The organism is Nostoc sp. CCY0012 (genome assembly GCF_963920855.1).
Classification (GTDB): Bacteria; Cyanobacteriota; Cyanobacteriia; order Cyanobacteriales; family Nostocaceae; genus Cyanocohniella.
In genome coordinates, this window is the sequence record NZ_CAWUDM010000032.1 from 1 (window position 1) to 16,334 (window position 16,334).

A 16,334-nucleotide genomic window follows, 5' to 3' on the forward strand; every position below is an offset into this window, starting at 1 on the left:
CCCCTGCACCCTGCCCCCCTGCCTCTTCTCCCCCCTGCCTCTTTTGATCAAAATGACTAAAAACTGTTACAGTCTATAACGCGATCGCAATATGATGGGGTTAGCGGTGTTAGGATGCCGTAAAAACCGTTGAGAGACTACTTTTTTATGGCAGAAAAACTTTCTGGACAAACCCCGCTTTTTGGTGGTAGTACAGGTGGCTTGCTGAAAAAAGCAGAAGAAGAAGAAAAGTACGCTATCACTTGGACTAGCCCGAAAGAGCAAGTTTTTGAAATGCCTACAGGTGGCGCTGCTACTATGCGGAAAGGCGAAAACCTGCTATACCTATCTCGTAAAGAGTATGGCATCGCTTTGGGCGGTCAACTCCGGAAATTCAAAATCACAGATTACAAAATTTACCGGATTCTACCCTCTGGAGAAACCACTTTCATTCACCCGGCTGATGGTGTCTTCCCAGAAAAAGTTAACGCAGGCCGCGAAAAAGTCCGTTATGTACCACGCAGCATTGGGGAAAACCCCAGTCCCGCACAACTCAAGTTCAGTGGTAAAGCTACTCACGATGCTTAGAGTTTAGGTAGTGAGAGTAGGGAGTAGGGAGTAGGGAGTAGGTGAGACCAGCGCGGTCTTGGGGGTTTCCCCCATGAGCGACTGGCGAACCCGAAGGGGAGTAGGGAGTAGGAAACAACAGGACAAGGGCATAAGAATTAAAATACTTCTGTGTCCCTCTATCCTCTCCAGCTTCCCATTCCCAGATCCTCCTCCTCATCCCCACTCCCCATTGCCCATTCCCTATTCCCTAATTAATGATGTTCCCTGATTTTTCTGATTTTTCTCAACTAGCGTTACAAGGCAATTTCGTTCCGGTGTATCAAGAATGGGTAGCTGACCTAGATACGCCAGTTTCTGCTTGGTATAAGGTTTGCGCGGGTCAACCCTACAGCTTTTTGTTGGAATCAGTGGAAGGTGGGGAAAAACTCGGACGTTATAGTTTGCTGGGTTGTGATCCACTATGGATTTTGGAAGCAAGGGGTGAACTGACAACCCAAACACATCGTGATGGTTCGCAAGTGGTGTTTGCAGGTGACCCTTTTACAGCCTTAGCTGATTGTGTGGCACCTTATAAGCCAGTGAATTTACCACAACTACCGCCAGGAATTGGGGGACTGTTTGGTTTTTGGGGCTATGAATTAATTCGCTGGATAGAACCACGTGTGCCTATTCATCCACAAGATGAGCGTAATATCCCCGACGGATTGTGGATGCAGGTAGACCACCTGTTGATTTTTGACCAGGTAAAGCGCAAAATTTGGGCGATCGCCTATGCTGATTTACGTGATCCAGAAGTAGATTTGCAAGCAGCTTATGACCAAGCGTGCGATCGCGTGACGCAAATGTTGTGTAAATTATCTTTACCGCTATCACCACAAAAAACTATCTTAGATTGGACTCCTCCAGGTAGCACAAATTTAGGAGGAGTAGAGGACTACACCAGTAATTTCACTCGCCCGGAATTTTGCGCTAGTGTCGAAAAGGCCAAAGAATACATCAAAGCTGGTGATGTCTTCCAAGTGGTAATTTCCCAGCAACTCTCCACAGAATACACAGGTGATCCCTTTGCCCTTTATCGCTCCCTGCGTCAGATAAATCCTTCGCCTTACATGGCTTTCTTTAACTTTCAGGATTGGCAAATCATTGGTTCTAGTCCGGAAGTCATGGTTAAAGCCGAACGCGATCCAGATAATGGGATCATCGCCACAGTGCGCCCCATTGCGGGGACACGTCCTAGAGGTAAAACCACCAAGGAAGATGCAGCCTTTGCTGAGGATTTATTGCAAGATCCCAAAGAAACTGCCGAACATGTGATGTTGGTTGATTTAGGACGTAACGATTTAGGGCGGGTTTGTCAAAGCGGTAGCGTCAAAGTCGATGAATTAATGGTGATTGAACGCTATTCCCATGTGATGCACATTGTTAGTAATGTGGTGGGTAAATTAGCACCCGATAAAACCGCCTGGGATTTACTCAAAGCTTGCTTTCCGGCGGGTACAGTTAGCGGCGCACCCAAAATTCGGGCCATGGAAATTATCCACGAATTAGAACCGAGTCGCCGGGGTGTTTATTCTGGTGTTTATGGTTATTACGATTTTGAAGGACAATTAAATAGTGCGATCGCCATTCGCACAATGGTATTGCATGATAATACCGTTACGGTGCAAGCTGGTGCAGGTTTAGTGGCTGATTCTAAACCGGAAAAAGAATACGAAGAGACTTTGAATAAAGCTAGAGGTTTGTTAATAGCGATTAGTTGTTTACAGTGATGGGAATGGGGGAAAGAGGCAAAATTAACGTCCTTGCCAAAGAAACTGTCTCTATGTACACCCGTGATGGAGTGCGCTTAGATGCAGATATCTACCGCCCCGATGCCGAGGGTGAATTTCCCATATTGTTAATGCGACAACCTTATGGACGAGCGATCGCCTCTACTGTTGTTTATGCTCATCCTACTTGGTATGCTGCCCACGGTTACATTGTCGTTATTCAAGATGTGCGGGGACGAGGTTCTTCCCAAGGTGAATTTAGGTTATTTGCCCATGAAATCGCCGACGGTGAAGATACTGTTAATTGGGTAGCAAATTTTCCAGGTAGTAATGGCAAAGTCGGTATGTATGGCTTTTCCTATCAGGGAATGACTCAACTTTATGCCGCCGCTGCTAAACCACCAGCCTTAACAGCAATTTGTCCGGCCATGATTGGCTATGATTTGTATGCAGATTGGGCTTATGAAGGAGATGCATTCTGTTTACAAACTAACCTGGCTTGGGCAATACAATTAGCTACAGAAACCGCCCGATTACGAAAAGATCAAACAGCTTATATAGCTTTATTAGCAGCTGCTGAGAATTTACCTTTGTATAATCCAGAAATTCTTCAGCAACTCGCTCCAGAATCTTTTTATCATCATTGGCTGCAACACTCCCCAGCAGATACATATTGGCAAGAACTTTCGCCTAAAGTTCACTTACAAAATATCGATTTGCCTATGTTTCACATTGGGGGATGGTTTGATACCTACCTGCGAGGAACTCTGCATTTATATGAAGATATTACAGCTCGTAGTACCACACCCCAACATTTGTTAGTTGGCCCTTGGGCGCATTTACCTTGGGGGCGTAAAGTTGGTGAAATGGACTTTGGTATTAAGGCAACGAGTCCTGTAGATCAAATGCAAATTCGCTGGTTTGATCAGTTTCTTAAAAATGTAGATACAGGCTTACTACAAGAACAACCTGTTTGTCTGTTTGAAATGGGAAGTAATATTTGGCGCAGTTTCCCCAATATACCTATAGATAACCAGAAATCTTATTTTTTGTCAACTACCGGACTGGCTAGCATCCGCGAAGATTCGGGAACCCTGATCCCTAATACCCAAGCGCCCATCCCCGATTCATTTGATGTGCTGGTGCATGACCCCTGGCGACCTGTTCCGGCTGTGGGTGGACATGCAGCAATACCATCTGGTGTATTTGAGCGCTCGTCTGTTGATTCCCGTGCGGATGTTTTAACCTATACTAGTGCGCCCCTAGATCAAGATTTGCATTTAGCCGGGAATGTAGTAGTAGAAATATTCAGCAGTGCTGACCAACCCAGCTATGATTTGTGTGCAGTGTTGTCACAAGTTTATCCTGATGGGGGTGTATACAATTTGACCCAAGGTTATATCCGTCGCCAACAAGGAACACCGCACCTACCGATACAAATTCAACTACAAGCGACTTGTGCGCGAATTGCTCAAGGAAGTGCTTGGCGTTTAAGTTTGAGTGCAGCGTGTTTTCCAGCCTATGCCATGAACTCAGGTAATAGTGCAGTTATGAGTCGCCAAGATTTAATGAATGCTCAAATCATGACAATCACAATTAGGTGTGGAGATACTTTTCCATCTCAAGTTTTGCTTCCCGTCGTTGCTTCTGACTTTAATTCAAAGTCTTTCTCTTAGCAGGAAAGAGATTTAGAGAGAGGTTTTCCAAAGATTAATTCATATCGACTAAATTCATAATTTCCATGATCTTTTCAAACTGGAAGTTATGAGCTAAATCTGTCAAATACTGGTTGAGTAAACTATTTTCTTCTGGAATTTGCTCCATTAATTGGACAATTAAATCGTCACTACATTGAGCCGCAGCATTATATATTTGTGCTACCCATTCAGGTGACATTTGCGATATTAAAGGCAGTAAATCGTCATTTGTTACCGTATTTTCTGGTGTTTGTAGACTACCTCCCAAGAGTAGATCACTATCGGCTTGATAAATATACTTAACTCCCAGATATTGGCAGATTTTTTCTAGTACTTGTTCCTCGCGGAAAGGCTTATTCAGTAAATCATCACAACCTGCTTTCATAATGGCTTCTTTTTGTTCCGCGAAAGCATGAGCAGTTAAAGCAATAATAATTGTCTCAATAGAAGACAAATTTTCTTGATCATGCCCAATATTTCTATTTTTAATAACTTTTGTCGCTGCATAACCATCCATCACAGGCATTCGCATATCCATGAAAATTAGGTGTGGTTGCCATTCTATCCATTGAGCGATCGCTTCTTCACCATTTTTGGCTTCTCGCACCACAAAACCTATAGCTGTCAGCAGTTTAACAATCACCAAACGACTTTCCATCACATCATCAACTACCAAAATTCGATATTCTGGCTGTTCTGTGGCTAAACCAACTACTTGGCGGTGAATTGTTTGGGGGGTAATTTCCTCAGATAAAGCTAAACCAATCTGAATATTAAAAGTAAATGTGCTACCTCTCCCCAGAATGGTGCTAACGCTAATATCACCTCCCATGAGTTGGACATATTTGCGACTAATTGCCAAACCCAATCCTGTACCCTGCTGTGATTTTCTCCCTGTTTCAGTTTGTCCAAAAGCTGCAAACAGCATATCAAGTTCTTCTGAAGAAATACCAGCACCAGTATCTATTACCTCAAAATGGAGAAATTGGCTAGAAGAATCAGGGGACTGAGTTTTCCCATCTCCCCATACCCGCAAAATCACACTCCCACTACTGGTAAATTTGATCGCATTACCCAAAAGATTGAGTAAGACTTGACGCAATTTGCTTTCATCGGTTTGCACATATTGAGGAATATCGGCAGCATATTCAAATATCAGTTCTAATCCTTTAGAAACGGCACGGAAGCGCAACATTTCTTCTAGATTTTTTAATAGATGTATTAAATCAAAACAACCATCATTTAATGTGGTTTTACCTGCTTCAATTTTCGACATTTCGAGGATGTCGTTGATTAAGTTCAGCAGATGTTCTCCAGCGCGATTGATGATGGCTAAGTTTTGATGTTGTTCTCTAGATAAAGATGTGTCATGGTTCATGACTTGGGTAAAACCCAGAATGGCATTTAGTGGAGTCCGCAGTTCATGACTCATGTTGGCGAGAAATTCACTTTTGGCCCGGTTGGCAGCATCCGCAGCTATTACAGCTGCTTGCAGTGCTTGTGACTGGCTTTGTGTTTGTGCCAGTAATTGTGCCTGTTGCAAGGCCACTCCTAATTGATTACCAATTTGCACTACAACATTGATTTCTTCAGCTTTCCACTGACGCGGGCCAGAATTTTGATAACTGGCTAATAATCCCCAAAGTTGATTACCGCAAAAAATGGGGACAATAATATAAGCCTGTGCTTGAAAATGCTCCAATAAATTAATGTAACAAGGGTCAAATCCGGTTTTATAAATGTCTGGGACACAGCGAAAACTAGCATCTGGGCTATAAATACTGCTTTTGTTTATTTTCAAGCCAGTACTTTGCATACCCAAAATTTGGGAAATGCAACTATCACTTTCTAAAGCAAAGTCTGTGAGATGAGGATGCTTTTTTTGTGCTTCTATGAGTGAAATCCAGCCGTTACTCACCGATTCTGAAACAAACTCACCACTCCAATCAGGATGGAAACGATAAACAACCACGCGATCGCAGTCTAGCACTTGTCGTAATTCTTGGGTTGTGGCGGTAAATATAGTCTCTAAATCAAGGGTTTGGCGCATTCTTTGAATTACTTGGGCAATGGCTTTTTCTCGTTCAGCACTTTCGCGCAAAGCTTCTTCTGCTAGTTTTCTGTCGGTAATATCTGTAATTGTGCCAACATAGCCAATAATTTCTTGATTTAACGTGAGTTCTGGCACCGCTTGACAAATTACCCAGACAACTTCACCATCAGGACGTAAAAAACGATGCTCGCATTTATACAGAGATTTAGTTGCTCTTGCTTGATTCCATGTGCTATGCACGCGCTGAACATCATCTGGATGTAAGGCTTTTTCCCAGCCTTGTCCCAACGCATCTGGGTAAGACAACCCAGTAATTTCACACCAGCGCCGATTAAAATAAAAACAATTACCTGAAGCATCGGCATGGTATATGCCCACAGGAGAAGCTTCTGCTAATGTTTGATAGCGTTGTCTACCTTCTTGTAAGGCTATTTCTGCTTGTTTGAGATTACTAATTTCTACCATGACTGTACCCATCCTAGAGGGACAATCATCTTCATCGACAATGGGAAAAATGGACATGAGGAAGTGGCGCACAATATCTGGTTGCTGGGGTAATGCAGTACTAATTTCTCGATGGAGAATTGCTTGACCAGTCAATAGCACCTGTTTATATAATGGTTTCACCAAGGGTGCAACTTCGGGTAATATCTCATCGATAGTTTTGCCAATATGGTCATGTGCAGGTTTTCCGTTAATATCTGCCAGTAATTGGTTAATTTGCACAAACCGCAATTGCTTATCGACAATATTCATGTAGACTGGAGCGCTGCTAAAAAAAGCATTGAGGTGGGCTTCTCTAAGTGCTAATTCTCTTTCTAAGGTTTTGCGCTGAATCAATCCCCCTAATTGGGCGGCCACCGCACCCACCAGTAACAGTAAACGCTTATCTAATGCTATGGCAGTGCGTTTAAAAAATACTAAAATAGCCAAGACTTCTCTACCAGCTAAAATAGGCACGCCAAAACCAGCTTTTAATCCAGCCTTTGCAGCTTGTGGCGATCGCAAAAAAGTCGGTTGCATGACATGAGAAACATCTTCTATCCATTCTGGTTGGCTAGCTTGCCACACACGCCCTGGTAGTCCGACACCGGGGGCAAATTGCACGGTTTGGCTTTGGCGATAAAATTCTCCTAAGCTGTCTTCATCTGCATACCAGACTAAGCTATGATTTAACACCGTCCCATCTTCACTGGGTATCCACGCTTCACTAAAATCCCAGCCAATAGTATGACAAATTAAACGTAGAACTACTTTTAAAGCACTATCTACGTCAACGGCGCGAGTAATTGCTTGAGATGTTAACAGTAGCAATCGACTTTCATTTTCTGCTTGCTTGCGCTCTGTAATATCTTTAGCAGTTCCTAGTAAGTATTCTTGCCCATCAATCTCGATCATTTCTGCACTGAATAATGCCGTTTTGATTTCTCCATGAGCAGTACAGAAGTCTATTTCATGGTTACGAATAACTTTTGTTTGTTGCAGAACTTGGTTAATAAAAGCACATTCTTCAGGGCTTATCCAAATATTTAGTTCTCTGTGGCTATAACCAATAACTTGTGAACGAGAATAGCCAAAAAGCTGAGAAAAACTATCGTTAATTTCGATATAGCGTGTTTCAGGGAAAGTTAAGAGAAAAATGGGATCAGGAGATGATCTAAAAGCTGATGCTAACTTTTTTTCTGAAGCCCGCCGGGCTGCTTCTGCGCGTTGGTGTTCCCGTGCTTCTAATGCCAAAGAAATTAAATTACCTAAGGAACGAGCAAAGTTTTCGTCTTCTAAAGTCCATTGATGAATAACTCCCACCGCCTCTAAACATAAAACTCCTATGTTTTTTCCAGCCAATCGGACAGGTGTATCCAACATGGAAGTAATATTGAATGGTGTCAAATAAGACTGAGAAAATTCTGTGGTTCGCGGATCAGTATGGGCATTATCTGCGGCAATCAATTCTTCTTGTTGTAAAGCTTGAAAATAAGCGGGATAGTCTGTCGCTAATAAGCAAAATCCTTCACTGGCCTGGTGTTGATTGCGACTTTTTTCAAATAAAGTAAAACATTGAATCTGAGTAGCTGTTTCGTCATACAGCCAAATACTCGCTCGTTCCACACCTATATTTTTGGCACCTGCGGCTGTGATTTGCCGAAAAACCGCTTGCAAGTCGCCTTGATACAACACTGGATTTTTTGCCAGTTGCGTTAACACTAGGTTATAGTTGCACAGCTTAATTGTATTGGTTTCCAAGGCTTGTGCTTCTGAGTTTGGTAGTTTTACTTGTGCTAAAGCCATTCCTATGGCGGCGGCGATAGATTCGATGAGTTCAATTTCCTCTTGCGTCCACTGCCGTTTGGTGTTGCATTGATGCAAACAAATCAGCCCATTGGGTTGCCCTTGATAACAAGTGCGTACTGCTAATATTGACTTGATACCTAATTGCTCATATGTATCCCGGTAATTTTCTAAGCGTGGTTCCACAGCAATATCGTTGCAGGCGATCGCCTTTGGCGCTGCGCTGCTCGCAATCGCTTGGTCTTGCGATAATATTTGCTCAATGTGCAGATTACCCTGAACAAGCAAATCAAAATGCCTCATCGGAATTAAATCGGGTTCTGAATATTCTCCCAAAGTGTAAATTTTAGGATTTGGTAAGTTTTTTTCATATATATGAATAAAGGCTCGACTAACACCCAGTGCTTCACCTATTTGGATGGTAGCCGTCTCTATAATTGATTGTGTATTTTGGGGTGCATTAATTGTTTGATAAATTTTTATAAGCAGGTCACTTCTATTAATTGTCTTTGGTATTTCTTTACTAATGAATTGAGCTTGTAACCGTACCAAGATTTCTTCGTAACACAAAGGTTTAATAATATAATCAATAATACCTAATTGAAATAATTTAAATCTTTCCGGCAATTTATCCGCACCAAGAAGCACAATAATAGGAATTTGTTGAGTTCTGATATCAAACTTCAAACATTGACAAATTTTATATAAATTATTATCACAAGTCACACTATCAATTAATAATAAATCTGGAGATATCTCCAATGTTTTCTCAATTATCTGTTCTTCGGAAATGATTCTTTTGACTTGATAACCTTGACCCACAAGGGTACTAGATAAAAAAATAAAGTCTTTTAAATTATTATCAAGTAATAAAATTTTTTGAGTAATCATTATTATCTCAAATTTTGAGTTTATTTTTTTGTGATTTAATTAAATCTGTGGAAATATAAGCTCATTTATTTAACTAGCTAGTATATTATTTATTTTTAATAAAAAAACTAAATGTTTAATATAAATAACATTTTAAGATTAGATTATATATAAAAATGGCATAAATCGTTTATTAAAAAAAATAATGTCACTATTTTCTGATCAATTTTACATAAATATAGCGTACATCTAAATATTTATCTATATTTTGATAATTTCCTTATTTGAGGGAAGTTGATTTATAAGATTATCGTTATCAGATACCAAAAATCACGCCTTTTTTCTGGTTTATATGACTAGTAGGGCAATCTTCACAAGTTCCTTATATTTTGGCTTTAAAATTTTGGTAAATCCAGTGGATGCCCTGACAATAGCACGGTTGTTAATGTCATCTTAACCACATCCTCTGTGACATGAGCAGACATTGTGGCTGTTGAACTCGATGCTATTTCGTCAAATCAATTGCAGCCAGTCAAACAGACTGTAGCGACAATTGAATGACCGGATATTTTCGTGGGCGTTGAGCAATTCCCACAGGAATATTTAGTTTAATTTGAATTTGCTATCTAAACATAAGGAAACAGATGGAAAATAAACCCACACAACCATCACCAGCACTCATAGAAATTCCTTCTGGTTATCTGAACATCATGGGTTACGTTGATGAGTCAGAAGTTAATGGCCCTGGTTGTCGTGCTGTCATTTGGGTACAAGGTTGTCCCCGTGAATGTCCTGGTTGTTTTAATCCTGATTCTTGGTCATTTGAGGCTAACCAACTGATTTCTGTGGAAACTCTGGCCGCAAAAATTCTCAGCAAACCTCGAAATCAAGGCGTGACATTTTCTGGTGGAGAACCTTTTTGGCAAGCCACTGCACTAGCATCTCTGGCGAGTAAGCTCAAAGCAGCGGGATTAAATATCATGTCTTTCACTGGGTTTACCCTGAAGCAATTACAGTCAAAATCTGCGCCACCAGATTCCCAAGCCTTATTAGCACAACTAGATATTTTGATTGATGGGCCTTATATTGAGTCTCTGGCGATTAATTCTCCCAATTCACCCGTATCTTCAAGTAATCAACAGGTGAATGTCTTTAACCCCGACTTAGCTGACCAAATCACTTGGGCCAGCGACCAGATAGAAGTCCACATCTTCAAGGATGGTAGTCGGCTTGTGACTGGCTATCAAGGTGGGTTGACTTTGAGTTGATATAGCAGATTGCATTTTTCCCACTCAAACAATTGCTCAAACCTCGTCCATCGTCAAAAGTGGAGTTGTTGTCATTGCAACTTCAGGAAGCAATCTCAGAATTTTGACTGCAAACTACAGTTTTCAAAGTAGACAAGGTTTATCTTCGTTTCCACCAAATAATAGCCGCAGCTATTAAGCCCATGAGAGGCAATATCAACAAAGATGACAATGTTAAAAGATTAGCTTGGGCAATTGTCAAGTTAATACGGCGGTTATTTGGTTCTTTCGGGCGAATTGAAAGGGGTTGTTGGTCTTGTTGACTCAGCCATGTAATGGAATTGAGGAAAACATCTCCATTTAGTTGTTGTTGAAATAGTCCATCGGTGGCGAAATCTGAATCTCCTATAATCACCAACCGTGACTCGATAACGGGTTGTTCAGATTTTTCTTCAGTTGGGGGAGTGGGGGTAGCTTCGGCTTCAGTTGTGGGTTGCGGTGAAGCTTGAGGAGTGGGGGTAGCTTCGGCTTCAGTTGTGGGTTGCGGTGAAGCTTGGGGAGTGGGGGTAGCTTCGGCTTCGGTTGTGGGTTGTGGTTGCGGTATTGTTCTTGTCAAAGCCACACCCAAAGTTAGAGGCCCTGGTAAATCTGTTTCAGGATTAAACTCTAAACTGTCACTTTCTAAGTCGCTTTCAGCCCAACTATCGGGATAAGGTTTGGTTTGCAGTAGGGGAGTAGCCTGAATACCAGATACAGGAATAATTTCTATAGGTCTTGCCAATCGATAAAAAGATATACCATTACCAAAATCTTGAGTAATTGGGTGTTGTCCATACTCTGTGACTATGGGAACAGCCGGGCCTAGTCCCACACCTGAACCAGAGACATCTACGGCTAATCGATTATCTAAACGCACGCCCCATTCTTGTAGTAAGTTGTCGAGATTGGTATTGGTATTGGGGTCAATCATCAAGAGTGCGTTACCTCCACCATTGAGATAAGCTTGCAAAGCTTTGACCTCACTGTCAAATAATTCTTGTTTGGGGCCAGCTACAACTACTACAGCAGCATCTTCAGGAATTTGCGCTTTTTCTACTAGATTTAGGGGCGAGGCAGGGTAATTTTTATCACCTAATCTTTGAACTGCTTGAGAAATTCCCCCTTGCTCAGATGTAATCGCTTGTTCGCCGTGACCTTGGAGAAAGTACACTGGAACTGTGGTTCCACTAGTCAATTGTTGCAGACGATTAGTTAGCCTGATTTCTGATAGACGTTCGTTGACACTGACGGTTTGCACTAATTGGCGGTTATCTCCAGATTCTAGGTGAACTTCCCCATAATCTTTAACACCAAACTTGTTTGCTAGTCCTGGTCTAGCTTGCGGGTCAACGTACTCAAATTGAAAATTTGCACTTTGTCGCCGATAGTTTTCTAGCAATTCCCTGTCTTGGGGATTCCTATTCACGTCAAACACCCACACTTTTACTGGTTGTGGTAACGTACGCACTAATTCTTGGGATTGGGGGGCTAAGGTAAATAACTGGGCTTCAGTTAAGTCTTTTCGCAGATTATAGCGAGTACTTAAAAAGTTAATTAACCCCAAAATTACCAACACAGCTACAATCGCCACCAAGGCATTCGTTCCCACTTGAGTAGAACGACGATTCCACCATTTATTTTGCTGACTTTGCCAAACGAACCAAATCCCAATGACGACTGTTCCTGCAATTAAAAATGCTAAGGGAATTAGTCCCCAGCTTCCCGAAATTAGCCCAGAGGTTAAACCTACAGCAAGTAGGAATGGGCCCAGCCAAAATAAATATTTTACCAGTTGGTTTTTTTTAACGATCTTCATCTTATTAGTCATTAATCATTAGTCATAAGAAAATTTCTTCCCCCTACTCCCTACTCCCCACTCCCATTCTCTATTGACGCTGAAAGCGCAGGGCATCAATTGACTGGGCTGTGAGAAAGATACCCAGAAAAATGTAACTAGCAAATAAAATCACAGCGCTGGTATCAAAAATTCCTTGAATTAGGGTATTGTAATGTTTTAATAATGACAAATGACCCAAGACTTCACCTGCTGGGCCACCTATACTTCTGGCAATCACATCAACAAATAATAGTAATAAAACCAGGGCGAAGGTAAGGACAGCCGATAAGATGGTGCTGTCTGTCAGTGAAGAAATAAACATTCCCAAGGATAATATTGCTGCTGCTAGTAAGATTAATCCCAAATGACCTACTAAGGGAATTGTTAGTGACATGGGTGGACTTGATGCACTAAGAGCGATCGCCTGAAATAAAAACAAGGGTACAATCAAGGTGGTAAAAAATGTAAGTACCCCTAATAATTTACCCACGGCTACTGCCCAGTTAGTGACCGGAGATGTGGCTAAAAGTTCCAAAGTCCCACGTTTGCGTTCTTCGGCGTAAAGTCCCATTGAGAGAATTGGCAAGATAAATAATAATAGCCAACCCAGTCGATCCAAAAATGCCCGGACAAATTCGTAAGGCACATCTATTGGTGGTATGGGTATGCCTAGTTGTGGCCCTTGTGCATCTAATTGGGCCACGGCTGGTAAAATGCCATCTGGCCCCACCAAAATTGTCACCAAGAATAACCCGGCGATAAACCAAAATATGCTGGCGATCGCATAAGCTAAGGGTGAGACAAAATAACTCTGTAATTCTCGGCGATAAATGGCAATAATATTACTCAGTACTATACCCATTTATGCTGCTTCTCCTTCTTTCGTTTCTGTATCTGCAAGGGATTCTAAGTTCTTTTCGGCTGTAGTCAGTTGTAAAAATACATCTTCTAGGGTAGCGCTGACACGCCGCATTTCATGTAATCCAAATCCTGAACGTACTAAGGCTGTGGCAATATCCCTTCCCGGTTCGATTCCTGGTTGCGATATCACCCGCAAGTAAGCACGGTTGTCTCTGGGGAGGTGATTACTAGGAACAGATTCTACCAAACTTACACCAGCAACGTTTTGCAGGACTTGTTTTGCTAAACCAGTGTCGCCCTCAAGTTCAATTTCATATCCTGACCCACCTGCCAACTGAGTCATCAAATTTTCTGGTGTATTAGTTGCTACAACTTTGCCCCGATTGATAATGGCGACACGGCTACAAGTCATACTCACCTCTGGCAAAATGTGGGTAGACAAAATAATGGTATGCGTACCGGCAAGGCTTTTAATTAAATTTCGCACTTCAATAATTTGCCGGGGGTCAAGTCCTACTGTAGGTTCATCTAGAATAATCGCTGGTGGGTCATGGACGATCGCTTGAGCAATACCAACTCTTTGGCGATATCCTTTAGATAGTTTGCGGATAATGACTTTACTTTTATCTTCTAAGTTGCAACGGGCGATGGCTGCGGTGACTTTACTGGCGCGATCGCCTGCGGATATACCTTTAATTCGTGCTACAAAATGTAAAAACCCCTCCACCGTCATGTCTGGATATAACGGCGGTGTTTCTGGTAAATAGCCAATGCGTTGGCGGACAGCGAGGGAATCATCATTGACATCAAAGCCAGCTATTCTCGCTTTACCATTGGTCGCTGGTAAATACCCGGCTAAAATCCGCATGGTTGTAGTTTTACCGGCACCATTCGGCCCCAAAAACCCTAAAATTTCCCCTGGTTCGACGCTAAAGGTCACATCAGTAATCGCAGGGGTAGAACCGTAGGTTTTACTCAGATGTTCTACTTCAATCATCTTTTGATTAGGCGATCGCTCAGATATACAATACCCAATCATCTTAGATCACTGATTGAATCATACCCATTGTCTTCAGAATATTGAGAGATAATAGAGTTATTACAGCCTGACTACAATCATATAATTATGGCGAGGACATTTTTTGATTTGGAAGTCCCTATCCACTGGTACTATTAGCCATGCGGGAAGGTAGGAAGCCAGGATAGCATTCTTGCCGACGTTTATTGCGTTGTTCAATGAGTCTTTCCAAACCTTGGAGACGATTCTGCAAGCCTCTTAAAACAGCAATGGCGCGATGGTCTTGAAAACTATTTTTACCAAAATCTGTAAATGCTTTGGGATCGCGTTTAGTGCCAATTCCGGCCATCAAATTGACCTGAACGAAGGTTGCAGCCACACCAGGGAGGAAACTTGTCAGGTTTTGTTCTTGAATGATGCCTTTAATAGTGGGAATGGGCTGATAAATTGCTCCTGGCATATTCGGAATAAAAGCCATGTATTGATATTGAATCCAGGCAATAGCTGAGTGTTGCGGGCCAGCAGTAAAAATGATTTGGGTGAGTAGATCAATCAATTGGTCACGGGTGGTGAGTTGCGATGGTAAGGAAACTACACCAAAGCCTTGCTCACTAATGGGTTTCCTGAGAGTTTGTAACCAATTTTGGAGTTCAAAATCCTCACGGACATCTCGGTTGGATCTGTAGTAAATGCCAATATATTGACTCACATAATCTTCTAAAGCTTTCCAAACCAGCAACCCGTCATCACGATAAGGAAACTCTCGCAATCCAGAACGTTCATCTACACCACGCTGGCGTAAATTGTTGGGCAGAGCAAAATTACTAAAGTTGTTGAAAACTTCAGCAACACCCTGATTAGCGAGATTCCTTGAGCTTTCCAGGGTACCTCCGAGAATGATCTCTACGAAGCCTCCAGGATTGATGAGTACCTGATCACCAACGTCATTAATGGCCATTGTGAATTCAAAGTGGGGCTTGAGTAGCACATTGACAGGATGACGCGCTGCTAATTCTCGCACAGTTGCTAAAGCGATAGGTTCTAAAACAAGATGAGTTTGACCCAAATGACGTACCAATTCATGGACATAAAAGTCAGCCATCTGAGTAATTATTTTCGCCAAAGTCCAGTCCACGCCATCCAGAGGCGTACATAGCAGACTGACTCCAGGAATTTGTCCGAGTTGGATAGCTATGGGGATTAATTGCCAATTTCCCCGGACGCGATCGCCATAATAAAGCGCTATAGGTGCGGTAAGATATTGATTTGGTTTGGCAGTAATGTTATCGCTAGCAAGTAAGGCGTAATCGGTAACGAATAAACGGCCTTTTTGCGTGGCACTGTGAATAGTTTCGCTAACATGTCTACCTTTATGTACGGATCTCAGTACAGTTTGAAAAATCTCATCTGTAATTCTTAGTTTTTGAGTCAGAGGATAATTCAGTGCTAAAACATTGGTTAGTTCCATCGGATTGGGGCCAGAAAGCCGCTGTTGGGCAAACGTAGCATCATTCCTAAAGGTTTTAGCAATCTCTGGTAAAGGTAGGACGGGAAAGACGCTAGCGTAGTCGTCTAGCCTGAGAAAACTCTGGGGATTCTGGAAAAATGCTTGTTGATTGGCTACTATTTGCTCTGTTTGGATGTCACGGTTTGTGTTATATCCCTCAGAAAACAACTCTTGAATAGGTAAATTTGCTACCCGTACAGCAGTTGGTAATCGCAATGCAACCTGATATTCTTGACGTACCTGTTGTAACTGTTGTTGACGCTCTTGCTGGGTTGTCAATGGGTCATCTTGCGGTAAAGTGGGAATTTGCGGATTAGCTGGAGGTCTTAGTCTTGGTGGTTGAGTGTCCCCTACTATCAAGCTTTCTAAGCCAGGCGCACAAACAAAACCTAATAAGGCCAACATAGTCCGGCGCGACAGTACATATTGTTCGATTAATCTTTGGTGTCGTTGCTGTTGATTTGGTGAACCCATTACGTATTCTCCTCCACCTAAATTCAGACTTTACGCCAAGAGAAATCATACGACTTTCGCCGATTTTTCTGTAATTTACGACACTTATCTTTAAAATTAAATATTGCTGAAAATCAAATATATC

At 42.0% G+C, this 16,334-nt stretch carries 9 protein-coding genes; 4 read left to right on the plus strand and 5 right to left on the minus strand.

Going from position 1 to position 16,334, the window contains the following annotated elements; genetic code table 11:
• Window positions 1–147 precede the first annotated feature (147 nt).
• The 3 genes from ACM0OS_RS11390 (at window position 148) to ACM0OS_RS11400 (ending at window position 3,994) form a co-directional block, all read left to right on the plus strand.
• On the plus strand, window positions 148–567 hold the full coding sequence (locus ACM0OS_RS11390) for a photosystem I reaction center subunit II PsaD (RefSeq protein ID WP_414543296.1): 420 nt from the start codon (window positions 148–150) through the stop codon (window positions 565–567).
• Window positions 568–803: 236 nt separating this feature from the next.
• Window positions 804–2,318 (plus strand): anthranilate synthase component I, encoded by a 1,515-nt coding sequence (gene trpE, locus ACM0OS_RS11395; protein ID WP_414543297.1) that lies wholly within the window; start codon window positions 804–806, stop codon window positions 2,316–2,318.
• 53 nt (window positions 2,319–2,371) lie between these two features.
• Window positions 2,372–3,994, plus strand: coding sequence for a CocE/NonD family hydrolase (locus tag ACM0OS_RS11400; RefSeq protein WP_414543342.1), 1,623 nt, complete (start codon window positions 2,372–2,374; stop codon window positions 3,992–3,994).
• A gap of 34 nt (window positions 3,995–4,028) precedes the next feature.
• Here the strand turns inward: ACM0OS_RS11400 and ACM0OS_RS11405 are convergent, their stop codons facing one another.
• Complete coding sequence (locus ACM0OS_RS11405; RefSeq protein ID WP_414543298.1) at window positions 4,029–9,248, minus strand: GAF domain-containing protein; 5,220 nt, start codon at window positions 9,246–9,248, stop codon at window positions 4,029–4,031.
• Between the two features lie 623 nt (window positions 9,249–9,871).
• Between ACM0OS_RS11405 and ACM0OS_RS11410 the strand changes: the two genes are divergently transcribed.
• On the plus strand, window positions 9,872–10,495 hold the full coding sequence (locus ACM0OS_RS11410; RefSeq protein WP_414543299.1) for a 4Fe-4S single cluster domain-containing protein: 624 nt from the start codon (window positions 9,872–9,874) through the stop codon (window positions 10,493–10,495).
• Between the two features lie 139 nt (window positions 10,496–10,634).
• Here ACM0OS_RS11410 and ACM0OS_RS11415 read toward each other — a convergent pair whose 3' ends face one another.
• From ACM0OS_RS11415 to ACM0OS_RS11430, 4 genes are all read right to left on the minus strand, one after another.
• A complete protein-coding gene (locus ACM0OS_RS11415) occupies window positions 10,635–12,329 on the minus strand; it encodes a Gldg family protein (RefSeq protein WP_414543300.1) in 1,695 nt (564 codons plus the stop codon).
• A gap of 70 nt (window positions 12,330–12,399) precedes the next feature.
• Entirely contained in the window at window positions 12,400–13,212 is an 813-nt protein-coding gene (locus tag ACM0OS_RS11420) for an ABC transporter permease (protein ID WP_414543301.1), read from the minus strand.
• The gene (locus ACM0OS_RS11425) at window positions 13,213–14,208 is read right to left on the minus strand and encodes an ABC transporter ATP-binding protein (protein ID WP_414543343.1); all 996 of its coding nucleotides are present in this window, start codon (window positions 14,206–14,208) and stop codon (window positions 13,213–13,215) included.
• A 160-nt stretch (window positions 14,209–14,368) separates the two neighbouring features.
• Window positions 14,369–16,210, minus strand: coding sequence for a lipoxygenase family protein (locus ACM0OS_RS11430; RefSeq protein ID WP_414543302.1), 1,842 nt, complete (start codon window positions 16,208–16,210; stop codon window positions 14,369–14,371).
• Window positions 16,211–16,334: the final 124 nt, after the last annotated feature.